The following is a 22912-nucleotide window of genomic DNA, read 5'->3' on the forward strand; positions in this document are numbered from 1 at the left end:
TTAATCCCACGCGCTAACCGGCGTGGTCACCACGGGTTGTGAGTCAATTTCCGGCAGGACAACCCAGACACCTGCGGGCAATACCGGCCCTTGTTCCGTCAGTGCTGGGTTCAACCGCCACAGTGCTTCTTCGACGGGATCGTCACAGCGACCCAGCTCGCGGTACAGCAACAGGTTCACCGAATCGCCGGCCACACTTCGAAGTCTACGCATGGATGAACTCCGATAGATCTACTACCCAGCCAGTGACCATCGCCGTGCCGTCATCGATGATCACGCTCTGGGTTTCCGTCACCGTATTGATTCGCCAAAGCCCCCAGTTGCGTCCGATGCCATCCACCAACGGCACCGGCTTACGCAGTTCCTGCAACGTGCGCAGTTCATCGAGCCGCTCCATGGCCACCGCGTACATCGCCGTGCCTGTGATTTTCAGCGTCTGGGCCTTTTGCCCGGTCTGACTGGATTTCGGCTTGCCGGTCACAATGTCCAGCTCCACCCAGCCACCGTCCGATGAGTGCACGATGTTGTGGTAGGCGAAGTGGCGGGACAGGCCGAAAATGAAACTGCCCAGGATCATTTGCTGGCGCATTACAAACCTCCATCGGTCAGGGCCGCAGCGCGGCGAGTGGCGAGGGCGTTGGTGCTCATCAGTGGAACAAACTCACCGTGGAACTGCGTTTGCAGCTGCTGCGCCACGATCATGCGGATGTGCTCGGTGCTCTCCGATCCGGTGCAGGTGACCTGAATCGACGGTGCGTAATTGATCTGCTGGTTGAGGGTCGGGGCGCTGGTCAGCTCTTTACTGACCTGATCAGGAGCACCGAGCTGATCGGAAGGTGTGGCGAGTTTTTCCCCCAGCCAGGAGCCGGTGATACCACCGAGAAATCCCCCGATTGCCGTGCCCACGCCTGGCAATATCAGGGTGCCGAGCGCGGCGCCCACATAGGAACCGGCCATCATCCCGGCGGAGGATGCGATGGCCTTGGTATCACCATTGGCGACCCCTTGCGCGATACCGACTCCGGCGCTGAGCATGTTCAGCCCTGGTGCTTTTTTAGGGAGCAACGTGCGGACCTTGGCGGCTTTTCCGCGCAACGGGCTCGCCTGCCCGGAGCCAGTGAACGGAACCAGCCCCTGAGCCTCGGCAACTGCAGGCCTGACGGTCAGAGGCTGCACAGTGACTTCGATTCGCGATTGATCCTTGGTACTGCTGTGTCCCCCGGTTTTGCCTCGTTTAGCGCTCCGGGATTGCTTACGCGCTTGATCCCCTGTGTACCCAAGACTGTCTTTCGTTTGTTTTTCCGGGGGTGGATCTTTTTTGGCCTGATCGACGTCGCGATTGTCCTCGCTGATCAGCTTGCCCAAACCGAACGGGATTTTCGGCGCACCACGTTTGATAATTTTTTTGGCAACGTTGGTCAGCGCTTCGGTTGCAACGGCAGCGCCCACGACAGAGGCGATAGAACCCAACGTAACCGCAGCGCCTGCTAACACGGTGTCAAGCGTGGAGTGTTGTTCGGCAGCCGAACCGAGCTTGTCGACTTGAACGGAAAGCGACGTCAGCGGACCGGAAATGTCCGGGGTCACTGCGTTGCCCAATCTGCTGAAACTCGCACTCAGCGCATCGATGCCGGTTTTCGAAGGGGTCCCCGTGTCTTGGGCGGATTGTGCTTTCGCGACGTTACCTTCCAGGTAAGACGTCGCAACAGGCGCGTTATCGGACTTCAGATGATCGGCTGCGGTGTTGTCCTGCGTGCTCAACGTTGCGATCTGTTTCGGCGTCATGCCCGTAGCCCTTCCGGCCTCGCCGCTACCGGGAACAATCCCACGGAAGTCTGCTGCACTGACATTCAGGCTTACGGTCCCCAAATGGCCGGCCAAGTCGATCGCCGAGATGCCAGGAAGATTTGATTGTGCCTCACTGCCCGCGACAGATTCCTCTGCGCCTCGCTTGAGGATAGATCGCACGGAAGACAATAGCGCTGTCAGCGACATCAGCACTTCACCCAGCTTGTTCTGCCCCACCGTCAGTAATCGGATGTCCAGGCTGACCGTGTTCAGTGCCTGGTTGAGCTGCGCCAACGGGGCGATGACACCGGCCAGCCCGAGGGTTGCTGACCCGCCGCCCACCGTTGGTGATCCGATGCTATTGATCGTCGCGCTGGCCAGCGAATATTGACTGTCTGCCATCCCGCTCTACTCCTGTTTCACGCCAAGGCGAGTGATCGCGATGTCGTAGCGGCGCAATGCCTTGCCGACGTCCCATTCCAGAATGTCCGCTTCACTTACCGGGTAAATGAGCGGCACCACATCGAGGATTACTTCGATGTCGCGCTCCGAAAGAAGGCCGCCGGTTGGTTTAAAAAATCGTCGATGCGTACCTGAAGCTGTGTCCAGTCGGGCACGGTCAACAGGGCCAGATCGGGCAGCATCAGGCCGGTGCAATGGGCGGTGATGAATTCGGCGCGTTCCTTGGCGGTCTTGAGTTTTTTCATCGCTTTGGTCGCGCGCAGTACCGGCATCTCCAGGGTCAGCATGGTCAGGGTGCGACCCGCCACGGCGAGCGGTTGCAGCAAGCTCACGTCGTCGGGATCGGCCGACGGTTGTTCAGCCTCGTCCGCTTGCTCAAGAAAATGCGACGTCGGCAAGGTCGACATGTCGTGCACGTACTGCGCGATGCTCACGTAGTCCGGGCGTTTGAGTTGATCGAGTTCCTTGACCGACAGTCCGGTGGCCAACAGCGCCAGTTCGAAGAACTGATCGTCCTCATCATCGCCGGCACGGGCCAGGGCCTCTTTCTGTGCGGCGTAGTACAACGGTTGGAGTTGAATCTGCTCGATCTCCGACTGATCGTCGGCGGTGATCGGCGACAACAAGGCGTGAACGGGAGGTGTCCAGGACATGAAATGAATCCTTGATGAATCATGGGAAGGCGTTGCGCATTGGTCCTTGTGGGAGCGGGCTTGCTCGCGAAGGCGGAGTGTCAGTCGACATTTACTTGGACTATCAATCCGCATTCGCGAGCAAGCCCGCTCCCACATTAGCTCGGTGCTCGACTAGCGAATTAAGGGATCAACACCGCACGGCGGGCGTCGCCGAGAATGTCGACGCCGTTGAGCACAAACTTCTGGGTGCGCACGTCGATGTCGATTACCGGGACGCCGTTTTCCAGGCGGTTGTAGGTGCGGCAGGACAGTTCAAGCGTGGTGAGGGGCTTTTCGCCCATCTTAAGCTTGGCCTCGGTCAGGGATTTGAGCTTGCCGCCGACGGTGTGGTAGGTGAACCAGGTGTTGCCGTCCTGATCCTGACCGGCTTCACGCACGTTCAGCAGAATGTCATCGCCCAGGTTCACGCCGAGGGCGAGCATCACTTCGGCACCGACGCCTTGCAGAATCAGGGTAGCGCCGAGCACTTTGCCGCTCTTGATCATTTCCTCGGCGATGAAGCGCCCGCCCGACATCGCCTCCATATCGAACTCGATCTTCGGCGGGGTGAACTCATCCACGGTCGCCGACAACGGCAAGCCTTGCAGGGTGGCCGCGATGGCCTGTCTTACGCGGTTGGTAAACATTAGAGAACGTCCTCCAGGAACTGCTCGATGATTTCATCGCGGGCATTGAGTTGATAAACCATGTGTTCGTTCGGCGCGTAGCGGCCGTAGTCGATGACCACGTACCAGGTGCCGTTCTTGTACTTCTCGACGCTGTTCAATTCCGGGTGCAGGTACACGCTGCCGCCCGGAATGGTTTCGTCGGCGACCAGAGTTTGCAGCCAGTCGTTGATGCGCTTGACCTCCTGGTCCATGAACGACTTGGTGAGGTTCTTGGCCATGGCTTTCTGGCCGGCCTTGACCAGCTTGCGGCTGATCGCGTCTTCGAGGCCGACGTAGCTGATGAACTTGCCGGTGATCGAGCGGTTACCCAGCAGCGAGAAGCCGCCAAGGATGGTGCGGGCGTAGTAGCTGATGCCGTAGCGGTTGAGCAGATCGCCCTCGGTGGAGGTGTCGAGGATGTTGTATTCCACGACCCGCGACACGTCCTCGGCAAAGGTCACCTGATTGCCCGGGCTCTCCCATTGTTTGACCTTGGCCAGGGCCGCGATGGCCAGGCTCGACGGCGACAGGAACACATTTTTCTTCGCTGCCTTGGAGTACACCGACGGCATGTTGTGCACCAGCAGGCAGCGGTCGAAACCCAGTTCCGCGCCGCCCAGTTCCTGGCTGTATGTCACCTGATCGGCGACCGCGGCATCCTTGCCGTCGAGTACCACACGGGCCTTGATGCGCTTGCCGAACGAGGCGAACTCACCGGCCACGGCTTTGGTGCTGGTGAAGCCTGGCGCGCCGATGATGGTCAGGTCCTCCGGGACGCTGCCCAACGCCGCGAGGCCGAGCTTGCGCCCGGTCAGCGGATCGATGCCGCCGATGACATTGTTCAGCGTGTCGGCCGGGGTTGCGCCCTCTTCGACGATGACCACGTAGACCGGCACCTTGACCACTTTCAGGATCTGGAAGACCGCGTGATACAGCGTTCCCGCCTCGGTACCAGTCGGATCGAGCCGCGCCTGGGTGGTGAAGCTGTTGATGCGAAACGGCGCATTGCGTGGAATCAACGGATCAGCCTTCGGCGCGGTGCCGATCAGACCGATGACGTTGTCACCCAGGCCACCCATGGCCTCAGGGGATTCGGTGGCATTGACGGTGATGCCGTTGTGCTCGAAGTTCAAAACCTCAGCCATGGTTATTCAGCCTTCTTGGCAGCGGCCTTTTTGGCCGGGGTGGAGGGGGCGGCCGACTCGGCAACCGCAGTATTTTTCAGCTCCAGACGACCAGCGCTGCGCAACGCGTTGGCCTCCACATCGAGCAGTTGCAGTTCCTGGCCGATGCTCGACCAGTGACCACCCCCGGTAGGGAATGGGAGGAGCACGGTGTACGTTTGGCGTTCTGCCATTTCTGTTTCTCCTTGAACGAAAAAGCCCCTTGAGAAGGGGCTGTCGGGTGTTGTGTGGATTGTGTTGCGGGAAAGAAAACGCCCCGGCGGTGCGGGGCGTTTATCGGGTTTGTTCGGCGATCCAGGACGGGGCGACCGGACGATGCTGGTTATCAGGGAAGTCCGGTGATTGAGGCCAGTCGCGCAGTGCCTGCATGTACACCAACAGTTCGCTGAACTGCTCAGTGGAAAGCGTTGCAGGGCCTGCGATTTCAAGCTGATCACGATGACGCTCGCGCAGCCACATCACCGAAATCAGCTTGGCGTCGCGCCACTTACGTTCATCGTCCGCTTTCGTGGTCGTAGGCGCTGTTGCGCTGTGGATGTACGCCTGAACCTCCGCCTCGGACAAAGGCACCAACCCGGCAGAGATAAAGTGCGCGGGAGCGTCATCTTCGTAAGCATTGACCTCATCGGTCTGTGGATTGTGGAAGTACTTCATGTGCGCAGCTCCGACCAGACGGCATTGACAGGGCTTGAGAGAGTTACGGAATAGGTTGCTCCGGCCGGGACAACAAAGGCCGTGTGAAAGCCCGTAGTCGCGAGGGTTACACCACCGCAGGTGGCTGTGATTGAGCCGGTCTGGATCGACACTTGAACCTGAATCGGTCGGCCGGTGGTGTTGGTGTAGACGGTGCCACTCACGCGACTGGCGGTGACGTTCTGCCAGGTCTGGCCATCACCCACGCCGCGCGGCCTGGCTTCCAGAGCCCCGACTTGTGCCGCCAGGCCCGCCACGTCAATGGTTCCCTGATTGACCGGGGCGTTCCAGGCCTTGATGCACCACATCACGGCCAAGTTGCGTGGGCGGGTTTCGTCCGTGCCGGTATTGCCGGTTCGATAATCACTGGTCGTTCCAGTGACCCACGCTGCAACCGCACCGCCACCAGTAGGATTAACGCTGGCGTAATTACCACCCGACCACATGGCGTGATCGTGCTTTTGGATAGATTGGGCTTGAACGCTGCCAATTGCGCGGCCGACATCGATACCACGCCCATGATCCCAACCACGCAAGAACTCGCCGCGAGTCTCAGGCAGTCGAGTAGATCCGACGGGATCCCCTGCCACGTTATATTTTTTGTCCAGATACGCAGCCAGCTCGGGATAAATGGAATCCACAAAAAGGCTGTTATCCGCCTCAAGGTAGCCGGGAGGAACTGTGCCTGATGGGAACGGTACAATTGCGCCCACTGGAACGGCTGCTTTCAGCTTTTGCACTTCCTTGACCAGTTCACCGACATCAACCTGCCCCTGATTAATAGGGGCATTCCAGGCCTTGATGCACCACATCACCACCAAGTTGCGCGGCCTTGACGAGCCCGCAAAAACACCGGTAACTGCGGCGGTGCTAACACCCGACCCAGTCACAACAACTTGCGGTGGGTAAACTGAGCCGCCTATCGGATCAAAACCATAAGCCGAAATCAAAGACGGTGCAGTCCCCCCAAGACCGGCCAACACTAGGCCGTCAGAGGAGCCCGTTGTGTCAGCAACCCCCATCGTCCCTTTTTGCCAGCTACCAATAGCTCGGCCAGGATCAACGCCGCGCCCATGGTCCCAACCACGCAAGAACTCGCCTCGCGATTCAGGAAGACGGAAATTGCCCGCGCCCTCGTTGCCCAGGTTGAACGCCGTGCCAAGAAACACCGCCAAGTCCGGATAGGTCGCAACACTCTGCACGCTTCCGTCAATCTCAAGAAATCCGGGCGGGACCTTGTTCACCGGGAAGCCGACCATGGTGCCCACCGGCAGCGCCGAAGCCTGTGCGATCATCGCCTCGATTTCAGGCTTGGTGTATGTGTCCTTGATGCCAAAACCGGCTAGCGTTTCCGGATTAGTGCCAGCAATGGCCCGACCGTATTTATCAACAGTCAGACTCTTGTACGTCCCCGCCTGAATCCCCGTTCTACCGGCGAGCATTTCAAAACTCAGCGCAGTAGTACCCAACGTAATCGGACCATTCGTGACCAGGTGCCAAAGCGAATCACCATTCGCCGTGCCCTCCTCAACCATCACGTTCAGGCCCGGTGTCACCTTGGCGCTGGTGTTCGAGTCAACCGAACGCACCCAGTCACCATTGGCAGCAACGTAAATGCCGTTATCCTTCGCCGCCGTTTGGCCCGCCACCAGCACCCGCTGACCCGCCACCACCGCGACGCCATCAATCTGCTGCGCACCGTTTAATGCGATGTTCCCGGCAGCCGCCACGCGCACCGACTGCTTGCCATCCAGCTTGGCCAGCTCATCGGCGAGATAACCCATTACCCACGCCCGCGTTGCCTTGACCACGGTGTCGTCGATCAGCAGCGTGACGTTCGACGCATTGCTGGTCTCGAAAATCGAGCGAATGTAAAACTCCTTCCCCGAGCCCGACGTCGCCAGTACCGGCTTGAACGACTCCGGGTATTTGACGATGGCGTACAAAATCCCGGTGTCAGTCCAGAGCCCGGCCTCGCGTACATACCAACCGCCCTCTTCTGGCGGGATGGTCACTTCGGCGAGCAGCCAGCTCGGATTCTTCTCGTCCTGGAATAGCGCATTGAGTGGCCCGCGCCATACTTCGCGCTTGAGCGCAGTCGCGGTCGCCGCCGGGTTGTAAACCGCGCCGCCGCCGTCACCGACCGAAATCTGCGACAACTTGATCGGTACGCCCGCTGCTTTGCAGGCAGTTTCGTAGGCAATCCCTGCATTTGTGAGCAGGGTGTAATAGTCAGCCATTCAGGCCCCCTGAGGATAAATAGTGGATGTTTCAACGGCGTAGAGCCCGGCAGCCATAAAGGCCTGACCCGAGGCTTCGAGCCCTTCAATGACAATCGGATACACCGTGGTCAGCTCGCCGCACAGCGTCGCCGCGCCAATGACGTGGCTGCCGAACGCGCTCAACCCGACGGACACCGACAACAGATCGCGTTCGCTTTTGGCCTCCGCCAGACGCCGGTCGAGACGTGCGTCGATTGCTTCGCTGTAGGGTTGCTCGGTGAACGCCCTGACGGAAAAGCTGTAAGGCGCGCCCGGCGGTGTCTGCTCGTACCAGGCCCGCACTTCAGGCATCAACCGCAATCCCTTCGCGGCGTTTTCCAGGGCCTGGCGTGTCCCGGCCTGCCGTGCGGTGGGCCAGGCCAGTTCAACGGTTAAACGTTTTTCCGCCTCGGCGGCCTCGGCGCTCCATTCGCTGACCCCGCGATCCGCCGCGAGATAAGGCAGAAATGCCAAAGGTGTCGAGGTCGGGTTCATCAGCTCGGGGAACGGCGGCGCGATGCGCTCAAGCAATGCACCGAAGCCGATATCGAGGGCCTTTTCCAACGGTGAGCTGTTGGCTGGCAACAGGCTCGGGCGCGGTGTCTGGTCACTCATAGCGTGAGCACCTCGACCTCGACACCGGTGCAGTAAGGCGCTTCAAACGCCGTCGTCACAATCGGCTCGACCGGTTCGAGAATCTCGAGTTGCACCGCGCCGGCGTTATGCAGCGTGTAGTCGATCCAGCTCGGGTCGACCCGCCCTTCCAGGCGATGGCAGCTCTGGGCATACGCGTGCAGTTGTTGCTGCGCGGCAACCCGGGTCAGCCCTGAATCAGGACCGGCGTTGATTCGGGCGACGACGCGGATTTTGTAGTTTTTGATATGAGCGCCCTGCACCGTGACCCGATCCGTTTCCGGCCGCACGTCAGGCCGGGCGAAGTGCCGGCGCACACCGTCGAGCAGTTCTTCGGACGCGACGCCATCGCCCTCTCGTGCCAGCACCGTGACCATCACCTCACCGGGTGCGGTGCGACGCCCGTTGCCGTCCTTGACCTGCGCCGCGTAACCGTCCGGATCGAAGGTGTACGTGACCGTCACCTCGCCCGGTGCGTGGGTGTCCACCTTCACCACAGGACGCTCGCCGAGGGTGAACACCTCGCGGCGATACTGCATGCGTGAACCGGCGGCCGGGGCGTGCGGCGCCAGGTAGTAACGCAACCGGGCGTCGTCGTCGCTCTCGAACACCGGCGCAATCGGCGGGAATGCCGCCGGGTCGCCGGGGTCCAGCAATTGCCGCTCAAGGCCCATGTCCGCAAGACGGGCATCAAGGTTGCTGCCGGTCGCCCACCAGGCCAGCATCTGCTTGATGCGGGCGTTGTACTTGCGTTCGTGGATTTGCAGGCGCACACAAAAGGCCTCAAGCGCCAAGGTCAGCAGCTCGCTTTCGTTTTCCAGGCTGACCTTGAGCTTCGCCGCCGTCCCGGGAGACCGGGCGCCGACGTACTCGACGACAAACGTCTTGAACTCGGCGAGCAAATCCTCGAACGCTTCGACGGTGACGATCGACGGTTCGGCCAACTGGTTCTGGCCCGGTATCAACATGCTCATGTCACCACCTCGAAGGTCTGTTTGCGGTTTTGCCAGGTGCCGGCGAATCGCAACACCAGCCCGGCGCCTTGCCGGCCGGCGACAATGACCTGCGGCTGGAAATCACTGATGCCGTTCTGTTCGTTGTAAAACGCCTGCGCCGCATGGCTCTGGGCAAGCATCAGCAGATCGTCGCCGAGGTTGCGACCCAGCAGATCCGGGATCAGCGAGCCATACAAAGGACGCTTCTGTCGGGTGCCCAACGGCGTCGTCAGCGCTCGGGTTGCGCGCTGCACAAACTGCGGCCAGTCGTCGACCGCCGCCCCGGTGTTTCTATCGATTCCGATCATGGGAAACTCTTTATGCGGTACTGATGACGCGTCCCTGGTGATCCACCACCGGGCCGCTCAGGTGCACACCGGAAGCGTCGAGTCGCAAGCCGACCGCGCCCAGTTGCAGTTCGATGACCTCAGGCGTGATCGCAAGTCTCGCCGGCCCGAGATTCAACTCGAGCGCTTCGCGAGAGCCATTGAACGCCGCCGGGCCGTTCTTCCAGTGCAAGGCATGACGGGCGTCGTCGTAGCCGCTTTCCGTACCGTCCAGATAGAGGCGACGCGTCAGCGAAGCCTGTGTCGAGGCGGGGGGAAACCGATTGCCGTTAAGCCCGAACAACGCCACGGATTGCACGCCGCCCTCGCCGCCGCCATGGTTCAGCAGCAAGCATTGCTCGCCGACCGAGGGGATCCGCGACTCGCTTTGCGCCCCGGCGCTGGGGTTGAAAAAACGGATGGCCGGGGTCAGCAATTCACCGTGACTGACCCGGCAGGTGTTGCTGGCCGCGTCGACTTCCTGGCACACGCCGATCCGACACAGACTGTCGGATCGGCGGTGCAGGTCTTCCAGTTCGGCCTCCATCTCCGCCAGACGCTCAATGATCGGACCGAGCTGCTGCCGTAAAAGCGCATCGAACATGGCTCAGCCCTCATTTGCGGTGTATTGGTCCGGGTCGTCGATGTTCGAGACTTCCCAGGTTTTGGCGAATTTAGGGGTGCCCAGCGGGTCATCCAGCAGCAATGCGCCGAGGTAGATCGTCTGGGTGAAGGAAAGGGTCCAGGCGAGGTACTCCTGCGAACCGCTGATAAACGTCGAGGGCAAGGCATCGAGGTTCTTGGGCAGGTCGCATTGGTGACCCGGCAGACCCCAGCGGTTATCCGTGACCAACCCCTTGAGTACGCTCGCCAGATCGCCAGCGGCCAATCCAGGGTTAGCCAATGTCGGCGGCACAATGATTTGCAGCGAGATCGTCAGAACATGGGCGATGCGTCCGTCATGGGCGCGGTCGCCCGGTGCATTGCGTTCGAGGGCGATCAGGACCCACGCCTGATCGAACATGCCGTCGAAGTCCTGACGACCTCCGACCTTCAAACCCGGGCCAACCACACGCAGCGCGTCGGCAATGGCAAAAAACAGACGCGACGGCTTATCGATGTCGGGGGACATAAGGGGCTTCCAGTTCAAATTTCGATGCGTCCGACTGCGTGGGTTCGCGCAGCGGACCGGGGCTTGCCAGACCGGCAAGGGGTTTGGATTTATTGATCCGGGCGGGAATCGCGTGGCGTCACGTCACAGATGCCGATCCGCTTGGCCGCCCAGCGCTCATAAAGGCCGATGGCGACATCGGCACCGGCCATCGCCGTGAGGCAACCGAACGCGCCAGCCGCCCAGATCGACAGGCCGGCGGCGTACAGCAGCATGATGGCCGAGACCCCGCAGATCATGCAGGCCCCGGACCGCAAGGCCAGACGCCGCAGCAATGACCAGCCGCGAGCGCCCTCCTTGTCGGCGCGCCACATTTCGCCGGTCACCCCACCCACCAGGGCGAGCACGATGACCAGCCAGATCGGCATGTCCAGCAACGCTTGTTGCTCGTTTGTCATGTCACGCCTCCTGGGGGTGAATTGCGTAACGAAAAGGTCCCGCGAATACGAGGCCATCAATAGGGGCGCGAGTCTTTCCACGCGACCTGTCGAAGACCATCGTTCTGATTTTGCTTCGGATAGCAGGTCTGCCCATCGACAAGCCTGCCCTTCAACCACGTTACCGGGCGCAGGACTCAGGCAATGCCGGTGAGTTACCCCCATCACATACCCGCTATCAAACGTTTTCGTTACGGCGCATAGCCTGCAGCAACGCATAACCCTTCCACGTCAGTTGATAAAGTGGCGTGCCCTTCGGGCCGATGCCTTCGTTGGAGAAATAACCTCCGTCCATCAACAATTTGAATTGAAACATCTCCTCTGCCTGCGCTGGACGATTGAAGGTTTTCTTGACCAAATCCTCCATCTCCAAACCTGCAACGGGTGCGATTGCTTCGCACGCGGTCATGAACGATTGGGCTACACCTGTAAAACGTTGCATATGTTTCTCCTGAACGATTAACCCAACAGCTCTATGCCCATTGGGAAGTTGCGGCATGTGCCGCTTCTTTGTCGCTCAAGGGCGATCGCTCAAGGCTCGCGGCCTTCACATGATTCAATGTTCCGCATCGGGAGCATTTGATCTGGAGCTCGGTGTACTCACCCACTCGGGCGAGAAGTTTTTTGCACTGTCCACATCTGCAATCTTTCAACATCACGCTGCCTCCTGGCTTCTGCCGAATCCTTTCTGTGGATGAGGTGGATAGACCTCGTACGAGGTAGGCATTCCAAAAAGCCCGGCGCTAACCGGGCTTTTCAGTAATGCGATCCTTCGCGTTGACCTTTCGGCGCTACTGGCGCGGTACGGGTCCATTCAGATTGTTTTTCCGACCGCGGTCCCTGCCCGCCGGATAACTGCTTCTGGTGCTTTACGCTGCACACCCGGGTCAGTTGCCAACCCTCTGAACCGTTGAGGCCGGTTCATCGCTGCCTTTGTGGTGGAACTAAAGAGCTTCGTTTCGAGCTGCTTTGTTGAGCGGCTTGAGACAAAGAATATGCATGGATGCATATACAGTCAATGCATAAATGCATTTATTTATGCACTGGAAATGCACTGACGCATTGAAGCCCCACAGACAAAGGCGTTGGCGGTTTTCAGCAGGCGAAAAAAAACCCGCGCAATGGCGGGTTTTATCTGACAGCGGTGAGGTTAACGGGCGTACATGCCCCACCAGAAGACGTGACCGAGGATGACGATTTGTTCTTCCTGGATTTCCTGGAAGGTGTAGTCCTCGTCCGGATGCTCATCGCGATTGAAACTGCGCAGGCGTATCCCCGTTGGCAAACGATAAAGCTGTTTAACCCGCAGCTGGCCGTTGTGGTTGATCGCATAAAGGTCGCCATCGACGATGTCGCCGATCCCGCATTTACCGGCATTGACCCCCACGGTGGCGCCGTCGCGCAGTACTGGCAACATGCTGTTGCCGCGCACCGTCACGCATTTGGCCTGATCGAACTGCACGCCGTTATGGCGCAAGCTGCGCTTGCCGAATCGCAGGCTAGAGCGCTCGCTTTCTTCGATGACGAATCTTCCTGATCCAGCAGCCAATTCAACCTCGCGAAGAAAGGGCACCGACACCTCGTCGTCATCGACGGGCGTATCGTCGTCCCACAGGCTTATGTCCTTGAGTTCCGAATGCAGTTCATCGCGACCGGAATTGACGGCAGCCGCGACATCCGCGCGGCCACGCAACTGATCGGTGCTCACGGCGAAGTACTCGGCGATCTTCGAAACGTGCTTATCCGAAGGATCGACGATCTTCCCGCTGAGAATTCGCGAGAGAGTGGATTGAGGCACGCCGGTGCGCCGGTGAAGCTCCGTGGGGGAGATCCCGTGCTGATCGAGCAGCGCTCTTAAGACGGTAGAAACATTGCGTTTTTGCATAACGCGCATAGTGCTCGAACTTTTTTCGGAAGACAAATGCTGATTTGCATAGTTCGCGCATAAACAGCAGAAATGTATCCCGCGGCTTTCATGCCTGCGTCGGGTGGACCGCCCATGTTAACCTTGCGCCCATCGCGGAAAAGCCGGGCCGATGCCCCTCCTTTGCCCTACACCTTTCAACGAATTTGCCTGATTATCCGATGAATAAAGCACTCACCGATCTGTCTTCCCACACGCCAATGATGCAGCAGTACTGGCGCCTGAAGAACCAGCACCCCGACCAGCTGATGTTCTACCGCATGGGCGACTTCTACGAGATCTTCTATGAAGACGCGAAGAAGGCCGCCAAGTTGCTGGACATCACCCTCACCGCCCGTGGGCAGTCGGCCGGTCAGGCAATTCCGATGTGTGGGATTCCTTACCACGCCGCGGAAGGTTACCTGGCGAAACTGGTGAAGCTCGGCGAATCGGTGGTGATCTGTGAGCAGGTCGGCGATCCGGCGACCAGCAAAGGCCCGGTGGATCGGCAAGTGGTACGGATCATCACGCCGGGCACGGTCAGTGATGAAGCGCTGCTGGATGAGCGTCGGGATAACCTGATCGCGGCTGTATTGGGTGACGAGCGTCTGTTCGGGCTGGCAGTGCTCGACATCACCAGCGGCAACTTTTCCGTACTGGAAATAAAAGGTTGGGAGAATCTGCTGGCGGAACTGGAGCGGGTCAATCCGGTGGAGCTGATGATCCCGGATGACTGGCCGAAAGACTTGCCGGCGGAGAAACGCCGTGGGGTTCGTCGCCGTGCGCCGTGGGATTTCGAGCGTGACTCCGCGTTGAAAAGTCTCTGCCAGCAATTCTCGACCCAGGACCTGAAAGGTTTTGGTTGCGAGAACCTGACCCTGGCCATCGGCGCTGCCGGTTGCCTGCTCAGTTACGCCAAGGAAACCCAGCGCACCGCCCTGCCCCACTTGCGCAGCCTGCGCCACGAACGCCTGGATGACACCGTGGTGCTGGACGGCGCGAGCCGTCGCAACCTGGAACTGGACACCAACCTGGCTGGCGGTCGCGACAACACGCTGCAATCGGTGGTGGATCGTTGCCAGACCGCGATGGGCAGTCGCTTGCTGACCCGCTGGCTGAACCGTCCGCTGCGGGATCTCACCGTTCTGCTGGCACGCCAGACCTCAATCACTTGCCTGCTCGAAGGCTACCGTTTCGAAAAGCTGCAACCGCAGCTCAAGGAAATCGGCGACATCGAGCGGATTCTCGCGCGGATCGGTTTGCGAAATGCGCGTCCTCGCGACCTCGCTCGTCTGCGCGATGCCTTGGGTGCACTGCCAGAGCTGCAAATGGCGATGACCGAGCTGGAAGCGCCGCACATCATTCAACTGGCCAAGACCACCAGCACCTACCCGGAACTGGCGGCGCTGCTGGAAAAAGCCATCATCGACAACCCGCCAGCGGTGATCCGTGATGGCGGCGTGTTGAAAACCGGTTACGACAGCGAACTCGATGACCTGCAATCGCTCAGTGAAAACGCCGGGCAGTTCCTGATTGATCTGGAAGCACGCGAGAAGGCTCGTACCGGCCTGTCGCACCTGAAAGTCGGCTACAACCGCATTCACGGTTACTTTATCGAGCTGCCGAGCAAGCAGGCCGAGTCGGCGCCGGCCGACTACATCCGTCGCCAGACGCTGAAAGGCGCCGAGCGCTTCATCACGCCCGAACTGAAGGCGTTCGAAGACAAGGCGCTGTCCGCCAAGAGCCGCGCCCTCGCCCGCGAGAAGATGCTCTACGAAGCGCTGCTCGAAGACCTGATCAGCCAATTGCCGCCGCTGCAAGACACCGCCGCCGCCCTGGCCGAGCTGGACGTACTGAGCAACCTCGCCGAACGTGCGCTGAACCTCGACCTGAACTGCCCGCGCTTCGTCGACGAGCCGTGCATGCGCATCAGCCAGGGTCGTCATCCGGTGGTCGAGCAAGTGCTGACCACGCCGTTCGTGGCCAACGACCTGAGCCTCGATGACAACACGCGCATGCTGGTGATCACCGGTCCGAACATGGGCGGTAAATCCACCTACATGCGCCAGACCGCTTTGATTGTGTTGCTGGCACATATCGGCAGCTTCGTGCCGGCGGCCAGTTGCGAGTTGTCGCTGGTGGACAGGATCTTCACCCGGATCGGCTCCAGCGATGACCTGGCCGGTGGACGCTCGACCTTCATGGTCGAAATGAGCGAAACCGCCAACATTCTGCACAACGCCACCGAGCGCAGCCTGGTGCTGATGGACGAAGTCGGTCGCGGCACCAGCACCTTCGACGGCCTGTCCCTGGCATGGGCCGCCGCCGAGCGCCTGGCGCAGCTGCGGGCTTACACGCTGTTCGCCACGCACTATTTCGAACTGACGGTGCTGCCGGAAGCGCAACCGCTGGTAGCCAACGTGCACCTCAATGCCACCGAGCACAACGAGCGCATCGTGTTCCTGCACCACGTGCTGCCCGGGCCTGCCAGCCAGAGCTATGGCCTGGCCGTTGCGCAACTGGCCGGCGTGCCGAGCGAAGTGATCGTGCGCGCTCGCGAGCACCTGGGGCGACTGGAAGCCACCGCGCTGCCGCACGAACAGCCCAAGACTGCCAAAGGCAAACCGGCCGCGCCGCAACAGAGCGACATGTTCGCCAGCCTGCCGCATCCGGTGCTCGATGAACTGGCCAAACTGGATCTGGACGACCTGACGCCGCGTCGCGCACTAGAAATGCTCTATACACTAAAGACACGGATCTAACGCACTTGCCTGCAAGCTGTTAGAATCTCGCGCGGTTTGGGATGCTGCAGGCTAATAGCCTGGCCTGCAGACTATCGCTCCCGAACCTGGCGACCCCAACGTGAAGGGGCTCCGCTGCCGCCGCCTGAGGAGAGAACTAGAAATGACCTTCGTCGTCACCGACAACTGCATCAAGTGCAAGTACACCGACTGCGTAGAAGTCTGTCCGGTGGACTGCTTTTACGAAGGCCCGAACTTCCTGGTGATTCACCCGGATGAGTGCATCGACTGCGCACTGTGCGAACCAGAATGCCCTGCCGTGGCCATCTTCTCCGAAGATGAAGTCCCGGAAGAGATGCAGGAATTCATTCAGCTGAACGTGGAGTTGGCCGAAATCTGGCCGAACATCACCGAGAAGAAAGAATCGATGCCCGATGCCGAAGAGTGGGATGGTGTCAAAGGCAAGATCAAAGACCTCGAACGCTGATTTACCCGCGTTCTCGAAAAGGCCCCTTGCGGGCCTTTTTGCTTTTCTGTGGGCAAAAAAAGGGGCGGTTTGACCCGCCCACATTTTTTCCCTATTCCCTGTGTTCCTTTTCATCGTCCTGATGAATCGCATCCTGCAATGTCCTTTCCCCTCATCCTTGAAGGGCGTGTCTGTCCGTCGACACAACCTGAATACTAGAGAGTTCCCGAACAAGAGCAATCGCTTCCCAAGGCAAAATCCTGCGGTCATAAGCGCCTGATTTTTATAAATATCTATAAAAATCAGACGATTAAAACCAACCTCGGTTAACAATCGGCATCTACCAGGGTGTAAAAATAACGAACACTTACGCAAGAGTAAGCCAAGACTTACACCGCAAGACTACAAACCTGTGGTCATTCCAAAGAGCGTCAGCCAGACAACAAAAAGCCCCGAACCAGTCGGGGCTTTTTGCTTGCTGCTCAAGCGATTGGCTTATTGAAACAGCGACTCACTCGACAGGCCATTCTTCTCCAGAATCTCCCGAAGACGCTTCAGGCCTTCAACCTGAATCTGTCTGACGCGTTCCCGGGTCAGGCCAATTTCCAGGCCTACATCTTCCAGCGTGCTGCTCTCGTGCCCGCGCAAGCCGAAGCGTCGAATGACCACTTCGCGCTGCTTGTCGGTCAATTCCGAAAGCCATTGATCAATGCTCTGGGACAGGTCGTCATCCTGCAGCAGTTCGCATGGATCGGTCGGACGGTCGTCGGTAAGGGTGTCCAGCAGGGTTTTATCCGAATCCGGACCCAGCGAGACGTCGACCGAAGAAACCCGCTCATTCAGGCCCAGCATGCGCTTGACCTCTCCCACCGGTTTTTCCAGCAGGTTGGCGATTTCTTCGGGTGAGGGTTCATGATCGAGTTTTTGCGTCAGCTCCCGTGCAGCCCGCAGGTACACGTTAAGCTCTTTGACCACATGGATCGGCAACCGGATGGTCCGGGTCTGATTCATGATTGCGCGCTCGATGGTCTGACGAATCCACCAGGTTGCATAGGTCGAGAAGCGGAAGCCACGTTCGGGGTCGAACTTTTCTACCGCCCGGATCAGCCCGAGGTTGCCCTCTTCGATCAGGTCAAGCAGCGACAAGCCACGATTGACGTAGCGCCGGGCGATTTTCACCACCAGCCGCAGGTTGCTTTCAATCATGCGTTTGCGCCCAGCCGGATCGCCACTTTGCGACAAGCGTGCAAAGTGAACTTCTTCTTCGGGGGACAGCAGAGGGGAAAAGCCGATTTCATTGAGGTACAGCTGCGTGGCATCGAGCGCACGCGTGTAGTCAATGTACTTGTGTTGCTTTAACGAAGCGGAGTGTTTGGATTTGGCACGAACGGAAGGTGGAGCAGCCCCTTCATCATTCGACATCGAATCCGTACCGATGCCGGTCTCCATCAGGAGAACCTCATCGTCGATGTCAAACTCCGGCACTTCTTTACTGAGAGCCATTGTTATAGTCCTTTGGTGAGTTCGACCTCAAGCTCGAGCGGCGCCTTTATCCTTGGCAACGCTGGAGCCTGTTCCCTCTACGTGACGGAACAGGCTGACAACAAATCAACGACGTGGCAGGAATTGCAGCGGATCTACAGGCTTACCTTGTCGGCGAATCTCAAAATGCAGTTTCACCCGGTCTGTACCCGTTGACCCCATTTCGGCAATTGTCTGTCCGACCTTGACCTGCTGCCCCTCCCGAACCAACAGCCTGCGGTTGTGACCGTAGGCACTGACGTAGGTATCGCTGTGTTTGATGATGACTAATTCGCCGTAGCCCCTTAAGCCACTCCCGGCGTATACCACCGTCCCATCAGACGCAGCTAAAACAGGCTGTCCCAAATCCCCGGCGATATCAATTCCTTTATTCAAACTACCGTTTGAAGAGAATTTTCCAATGAGAATGCCATTAGAAGGCCACCCCCAGCCGGTCGGGGCCGGGCCTGCGGGAGGCATCGGAGCGGGTGCTGGCTTGTTGGCGACGGACGGTGCAACCACTGTTGTCGTCGTCGTTGAGCCATTTGGCTGGCGCCGGATTACCGTGGTTTTACTCGACGATGAAGGCGCCGAATCGGCCGGGCTCACCACCGCCGTCGGCGTTGAACCGGTGCGACCGTCAAAGCGAATCGTCTGACCCGGATGTATCGTGTAAGGCGTAGGAATGTTGTTGCGTGCCGCGAGGGCTTTGTAGTCCCAGCCGTAGCGAAAGGCGATGGAGAACAGGGTGTCTTTAGGTCGAACCACGTACTGGCCCGTGGTCACTGCCGGACGCTGAGCGACGGCATTGTTGCGATCGACGACGCGTACGTCGCTCGATTTGTTGCTGGAACATCCGACCAGCAAGGTACTCAAGACAAGGCCAGTCACCAGGCGCTGAAAGCTCGTTATACCCATTCGCTGCGCAATGACTGTGAGACTCACCCGCCGCTCCCTTTGTGGTGGCTGAAATGTTGAATTGCCGTGCTCCCGGCATGAAGTGTCGCAAGTATAACGGGCGGTGCAGGCTTTACCTTTAATGAAGCGAAGCACACGTTTGCTACCTGACGATGAATCCCGTTTAACCGATCGACGCCGCTGTAAGACAGGGGCAATCGAAGAGAATTCACCGCGCCCAGACAAATGCTCAGGCCAGGGGGCCGTTAAGCAATGGAACAAAACGCACCGCCCCCAGAACACGCCTTGAAAAGCCGTGTTCTTCGCGGATGATCAACATCAACTGTTGCACCTCACCTGAGCCGACCGGTATGACCAGTCGCCCTCCGGGTGCCAACTGATCCAGCAAGGCCTGAGGCACATCGGTCGCCACTGCCGTCACGATAATGCCGTTGTACGGTGCCAGCGCAGGCCAGCCTTCCCAGCCATCGCCCCAGCGGAAGACCACATTGCGCAAATTCAGATCAACCAGACGTTCCTTGGCCCGGTCCTGCAAAACCTTGATGCGCTCGACCGAAAACACTCGCTCGACCAGTTGCGACAGGATTGCGGTCTGATAACCCGACCCCGTGCCGATTTCCATCACCTTGTCCAGAGGACCCGCTTCCAGCAACAGCTCGCTCATGCGCGCCACCATATAAGGCTGGGAGATCGTCTGGTTATTGCCGATCGGCAACGCCGTATCTTCATAGGCGCGGTGCGCCAGCGCTTCGTCGACGAACAGGTGTCGTGGCGTACGGCGGATCACTTCCAGCACCTTGGCGTTGGAAATGCCCTCCTCGTACAACCGCTGAATCAGACGTTCACGGGTGCGTTGCGAGGTCATCCCGATACCGCGATGCATCGGGTCTTGTTCACGAGCCATCAGCGAAGTCCCTCCAGCCAGCCATCAAGGCTTCGGAAGGCATCATTGAAGGTGCGATCCAGTTGCAGGGGAGTGATGGATACATAGCCTTGCATCACCGCATGGAAGTCGGTGCCCGGGCCGCCATCTTCGGCGTCCCCGGCGGCGGCGATCCAGTAACCGGACTTGCCGCGCGGGTCGACCACTTTTGTCGGTGCCGCCGCGCGGGCGCGATGGCCGAGGCGCGTCAGCTGGATTCCGCGGATGTGGTCCAGTGGCAAATTGGGAATGTTCACGTTCAATACCGTGCGCGGTGGCAGCTCAAGGTCAGCGTGGGCTTCCACCAGTTTGCGCGCAAAGTAAGCGGCTGTGGGAAGGTTCTCGACCTGCCGTGAGACCAACGAAAAAGCAAACGAAGGCCGCTCCAGGAAACGCCCTTCGAGGGCCGCTGCCACGGTGCCGGAATACAGCACATCGTCCCCCAGGTTGGCGCCCAGGTTAATGCCGGAAACCACCATGTCCGGTTCGCGCTCCAGCAAGCCGTTGAGGCCCAGGTGCACGCAATCGGTCGGGGTGCCATTGAGGCTGATAAAGCCGTTGGCCAAAGTTTGCGGGTGCAACGGACGGTCGAGCGTCAGCGAACTGCTGGCGCCGCTTTTGTCCTGGTCCGGGGCGATAACCACGCATTCGGTGTAATCCGCCAGCGCAGCATAAAGCGCGGCGAGACCGGGTGCGGTTACCCCATCGTCGTTAGAAATCAGAATACGCATGGGCTGTCCGTCTGCCCCACCGGCACCAGATCAACGAGCTCGCGCACCAATACAGTGGCAAAGCATCCGGCCGGCAGGACGAATTCCAGTTGCAGAATGTCAGGCTCGGGATAATGCCACGTCAACCCACCAATGGGCAGCCGCAGGATGCGACGTTCGTGGCTCATTCCGGCGTTAATCAACCAATCGCGAAGGTCTGCTTCGCGGGCGGCGATTGCCTGCTCCAGTTCATGGACAACGCCCGTTGCCGGCGAGTCACCTTCGCCCCACTGCGGACCGGTCGGGTGCAGGTCGAGAATTGCCAGACGCGGGTCGCTGCACTCGGCAACACCTGCCGGAAAGAAACTGCGGCTGTCGGTGAAGGCCAGAAGATCGCCAACCTGAGCTTGCTGCCAGGTGCCATCAGCGACACGCGCCGCCAGCACTTGGTTGAACAGAAAACTGCGGGCGGTGGAAAGCAGGCGCGAACGCACATTGCGTTGCTCCGGCAAGGCCATGCGCGCGGCCCAGCCGCGGGCGTCGACCACGTTGCCACCGTCAAAGCCGAAACGCTGGGCGCCGAAATAATTCGGGATACCTTGCTTGGCGATCAGTTGCAGACGCGCTTCGATCGCGGCCTTGTCGCCGGCGAACTGAGTCAGGCGCAAGGTGAAACCATTGGCCGAGTGGGCGCCGCGTTGCAGCTTGCGTTTGTGCCGACCGGTCTTGAGGATTTTCAGCGTGTCGTTTTCCGCCGCCGACAGATCAGGATCGGCCTTGCCCGGCAGTTGCACGCTGAACCACTGACGCGTCAGCGCCTGGCGATCCTTGAGGCCGGCGTAACTGACGGTGCGCAATGGCACGCCCGCGGCCTTGGCAATTCGCCGTGCCGCTTCTTCGGTATTCAGACCGCGCTTTTCCACCCAGATCCACAGGTGCTCACCATCGCCACTGAGTGGGATATTGAGGACTTCATCGACCTGAAAATCTTCCGCCGTAGCTTTCAGCACAGCGGTGCCAAGGGCTTCACCATAGGCCCGCGGGCCGAGCAATTGCAGTTCGTTCATGCGCGCAGCAACAAGGCAACGGAATGCACGGCGATACCTTCTTCGCGACCGACAAAGCCGAGTTTTTCGGTGGTGGTAGCTTTCACGTTCACTTGATCCAACTCAACTTGAAGATCCGCGGCAATCAGCGCGCGCATCGATTCGATATGCGGGGCCATTTTCGGCGCCTGGGCGACGATGGTGTTATCGACGTTGCCGACTTTCCAGCCCTTGGCGTGGACCAGTGCGACGACGTGACGCAACAGCGCACGGCTGTCGGCGCCTTTGAATGTCGGGTCGGTGTCCGGGAAATGCTTGCCGATATCACCCAGCGCGGCGGCACCGAGCAAGGCATCGCTCAAGGCGTGCAGCAGGACGTCACCGTCGGAATGAGCGAGCAGCCCGAAGCCGTGTGCAATGCGCACGCCGCCCAGAGTAATGAAATCGCCTTCAGCGAAACGGTGCACATCATAGCCGTGGCCAATACGCATAAAAAAACGCCCCGATTTTTGTCAGGGCGTGATTCTACCTGCTTTGTCGAGTATTAGGCGCTTAGAGCGCGACCGTGATGCTGCAAGTGTTCATCAATGAAGCTGGCGATGAAGAAATAGCTGTGGTCGTAGCCCGGCTGCAGGCGCAACGTCAGCGGATGACCCGCCAGTTTGGCCGCCTGTTGCAGGGCTTCAGGCTTGAGTTGGGCGGCGAGAAAATCATCTCGATCACCCTGGTCGACCAACAGCGGCAGCTTCTCGTCAGCTTCGGCAATCAGCGCACAGGCATCCCACTCGCGCCACTTCGAACGGTCTTCGCCGAGGTAACGGGAAAAGGCTTTCTGACCCCACGGGCAATCCATCGGATTGTTGATCGGCGAGAACGCCGACACCGATTGATATCGCCCCGGATTGCGCAACGCACACACCAAGGCGCCATGGCCGCCCATGGAGTGGCCGCTGATGCCGCGTTTGTCGGACGCCGGGAAATGAGCTTCGACCAATGCCGGCAATTCCTGCACGACATAGTCATGCATCCGATAGTGCCGCGACCACGGTTCCTGCGTGGCATTCAGATAAAACCCGGCCCCGAGACCGAAGTCCCAAGCGCCATCCGGATCGCCCGGCACGTCAGGACCGCGCGGGCTGGTGTCCGGTGCAACGATGATCAGCCCCAGCTCGGCGGCCATGCGCATGGCACCGGCCTTTTGCATGAAATTCTCGTCGGTGCAGGTCAGGCCGGACAACCAATACAGCACCGGCAGTTTGCCGCCCTGCTCCGCTTGCGGCGGCAAGTACACGGCAAACACCATGTCGCAGCCCAGTACATCGGAGCGGTGCCGGTAGCGTTTGTGCCAGCCACCGAAGCTTTTCTGACAGGAGATATTTTCCAGGCTCATGGC

At 59.6% G+C, this 22912-nt stretch carries 27 protein-coding genes; 2 read left to right on the plus strand and 25 right to left on the minus strand.

The genetic code is table 11. From position 1 onward, the window contains the following. The 18 genes from ACI77H_RS12615 to ACI77H_RS12700 form a co-directional block, all read right to left on the minus strand. The gene (locus ACI77H_RS12615) at positions 1–213 is read right to left on the minus strand and encodes a tail protein X (RefSeq protein WP_407012199.1); all 213 of its coding nucleotides are present in this window, start codon (positions 211–213) and stop codon (positions 1–3) included. Continuing rightward, positions 206–589, minus strand: coding sequence for a phage tail protein (locus ACI77H_RS12620; RefSeq protein WP_407012200.1), 384 nt, complete (start codon positions 587–589; stop codon positions 206–208). The genes ACI77H_RS12615 and ACI77H_RS12620 overlap by 8 nt, the downstream gene beginning before the upstream one ends. Further along, a complete protein-coding gene (locus ACI77H_RS12625) occupies positions 589–2190 on the minus strand; it encodes a glycine zipper domain-containing protein (RefSeq protein ID WP_407012201.1) in 1602 nt (533 codons plus the stop codon). Before ACI77H_RS12625 ends, ACI77H_RS12620 begins: the two co-directional genes overlap by 1 nt. A 128-nt stretch (positions 2191–2318) precedes the next feature. Further along, a complete protein-coding gene (locus tag ACI77H_RS12630; RefSeq protein ID WP_407012202.1) occupies positions 2319–2903 on the minus strand; it encodes a phage tail assembly protein in 585 nt (194 codons plus the stop codon). Between the two features lie 161 nt (positions 2904–3064). Further along, on the minus strand, positions 3065–3571 hold the full coding sequence (locus ACI77H_RS12635; RefSeq protein WP_407012203.1) for a phage major tail tube protein: 507 nt from the start codon (positions 3569–3571) through the stop codon (positions 3065–3067). Next, on the minus strand, positions 3571–4737 hold the full coding sequence (locus ACI77H_RS12640; RefSeq protein ID WP_407012204.1) for a phage tail protein: 1167 nt from the start codon (positions 4735–4737) through the stop codon (positions 3571–3573). The genes ACI77H_RS12635 and ACI77H_RS12640 overlap by 1 nt, the downstream gene beginning before the upstream one ends. Before the next feature lie 2 nt (positions 4738–4739). Beyond that, positions 4740–4949 (minus strand): hypothetical protein, encoded by a 210-nt coding sequence (locus tag ACI77H_RS12645; RefSeq protein ID WP_407012205.1) that lies wholly within the window; start codon positions 4947–4949, stop codon positions 4740–4742. 100 nt (positions 4950–5049) lie between these two features. Then, entirely contained in the window at positions 5050–5430 is a 381-nt protein-coding gene (locus ACI77H_RS12650; protein WP_407012206.1) for a phage tail assembly chaperone, read from the minus strand. Continuing rightward, complete coding sequence (locus ACI77H_RS12655) at positions 5427–7709, minus strand: phage tail protein (protein ID WP_407012207.1); 2283 nt, start codon at positions 7707–7709, stop codon at positions 5427–5429. Before ACI77H_RS12655 ends, ACI77H_RS12650 begins: the two co-directional genes overlap by 4 nt. Beyond that, a complete protein-coding gene (locus ACI77H_RS12660) occupies positions 7710–8345 on the minus strand; it encodes a phage tail protein I (protein WP_407012208.1) in 636 nt (211 codons plus the stop codon). Then, complete coding sequence (locus tag ACI77H_RS12665; RefSeq protein WP_407012209.1) at positions 8342–9337, minus strand: baseplate J/gp47 family protein; 996 nt, start codon at positions 9335–9337, stop codon at positions 8342–8344. The genes ACI77H_RS12660 and ACI77H_RS12665 overlap by 4 nt, the downstream gene beginning before the upstream one ends. After that, entirely contained in the window at positions 9334–9666 is a 333-nt protein-coding gene (locus ACI77H_RS12670) for a phage baseplate protein (protein ID WP_407012210.1), read from the minus strand. Before ACI77H_RS12670 ends, ACI77H_RS12665 begins: the two co-directional genes overlap by 4 nt. A gap of 10 nt (positions 9667–9676) precedes the next feature. Then, positions 9677–10288: a phage baseplate assembly protein V gene (locus ACI77H_RS12675; RefSeq protein WP_407012211.1), complete on the minus strand. Its 612-nt coding sequence runs from the start codon at positions 10286–10288 to the stop codon at positions 9677–9679. 3 nt (positions 10289–10291) lie between these two features. Further along, on the minus strand, positions 10292–10816 hold the full coding sequence (locus ACI77H_RS12680; protein WP_407012212.1) for a hypothetical protein: 525 nt from the start codon (positions 10814–10816) through the stop codon (positions 10292–10294). 89 nt (positions 10817–10905) lie between these two features. Then, on the minus strand, positions 10906–11253 hold the full coding sequence (locus tag ACI77H_RS12685) for a phage holin family protein (RefSeq protein ID WP_407012213.1): 348 nt from the start codon (positions 11251–11253) through the stop codon (positions 10906–10908). Positions 11254–11470: 217 nt separating this feature from the next. Further along, a complete protein-coding gene (locus tag ACI77H_RS12690; protein ID WP_407012214.1) occupies positions 11471–11734 on the minus strand; it encodes a hypothetical protein in 264 nt (87 codons plus the stop codon). Between the two features lie 31 nt (positions 11735–11765). After that, complete coding sequence (locus ACI77H_RS12695; RefSeq protein ID WP_407012346.1) at positions 11766–11948, minus strand: Com family DNA-binding transcriptional regulator; 183 nt, start codon at positions 11946–11948, stop codon at positions 11766–11768. 494 nt (positions 11949–12442) lie between these two features. After that, positions 12443–13177 carry a helix-turn-helix transcriptional regulator gene (locus ACI77H_RS12700; protein ID WP_407012215.1) on the minus strand — a complete coding sequence of 245 codons (735 nt, stop codon included), beginning with the start codon at positions 13175–13177 and terminating at the stop codon, positions 12443–12445. Positions 13178–13377: 200 nt separating this feature from the next. On the opposite strand from ACI77H_RS12700, the gene mutS reads away from it, so the two are divergent. Together mutS and fdxA are read left to right on the plus strand one after the other, a co-directional pair. Beyond that, complete coding sequence (mutS, locus tag ACI77H_RS12705) at positions 13378–15957, plus strand: DNA mismatch repair protein MutS (RefSeq protein ID WP_407012216.1); 2580 nt, start codon at positions 13378–13380, stop codon at positions 15955–15957. A 142-nt stretch (positions 15958–16099) separates the two neighbouring features. Further along, positions 16100–16423 (plus strand): ferredoxin FdxA, encoded by a 324-nt coding sequence (fdxA, locus tag ACI77H_RS12710; protein ID WP_054047139.1) that lies wholly within the window; start codon positions 16100–16102, stop codon positions 16421–16423. A gap of 474 nt (positions 16424–16897) precedes the next feature. On the opposite strand, the gene rpoS is transcribed toward fdxA, so the two are convergent. From rpoS to fghA, 7 genes are all read right to left on the minus strand, one after another. Beyond that, entirely contained in the window at positions 16898–17905 is a 1008-nt protein-coding gene (rpoS, locus tag ACI77H_RS12715; protein WP_008154012.1) for an RNA polymerase sigma factor RpoS, read from the minus strand. 105 nt (positions 17906–18010) lie between these two features. Next, on the minus strand, positions 18011–18868 hold the full coding sequence (locus ACI77H_RS12720) for a peptidoglycan DD-metalloendopeptidase family protein (RefSeq protein ID WP_407012217.1): 858 nt from the start codon (positions 18866–18868) through the stop codon (positions 18011–18013). Positions 18869–19070: 202 nt separating this feature from the next. Continuing rightward, entirely contained in the window at positions 19071–19706 is a 636-nt protein-coding gene (locus tag ACI77H_RS12725) for a protein-L-isoaspartate(D-aspartate) O-methyltransferase (RefSeq protein ID WP_174602683.1), read from the minus strand. A 38-nt stretch (positions 19707–19744) separates the two neighbouring features. Continuing rightward, positions 19745–20494: a 5'/3'-nucleotidase SurE gene (gene surE, locus ACI77H_RS12730; RefSeq protein ID WP_407012218.1), complete on the minus strand. Its 750-nt coding sequence runs from the start codon at positions 20492–20494 to the stop codon at positions 19745–19747. After that, the gene (gene truD / locus ACI77H_RS12735; RefSeq protein WP_407012219.1) at positions 20482–21540 is read right to left on the minus strand and encodes a tRNA pseudouridine(13) synthase TruD; all 1059 of its coding nucleotides are present in this window, start codon (positions 21538–21540) and stop codon (positions 20482–20484) included. The genes surE and truD overlap by 13 nt, the downstream gene beginning before the upstream one ends. Continuing rightward, a complete protein-coding gene (gene ispF / locus ACI77H_RS12740) occupies positions 21537–22010 on the minus strand; it encodes a 2-C-methyl-D-erythritol 2,4-cyclodiphosphate synthase (protein ID WP_407012220.1) in 474 nt (157 codons plus the stop codon). The genes truD and ispF overlap by 4 nt, the downstream gene beginning before the upstream one ends. Positions 22011–22063: 53 nt before the next feature. Beyond that, positions 22064–22909, minus strand: a complete 846-nt coding sequence (gene fghA, locus ACI77H_RS12745) for an S-formylglutathione hydrolase (RefSeq protein WP_407012221.1) — start codon at positions 22907–22909, stop codon at positions 22064–22066. Positions 22910–22912 lie beyond the last annotated feature (3 nt).

The organism is Pseudomonas sp. O230 (assembly GCF_045447035.1).
GTDB lineage: Bacteria > Pseudomonadota > Gammaproteobacteria > Pseudomonadales > Pseudomonadaceae > Aquipseudomonas.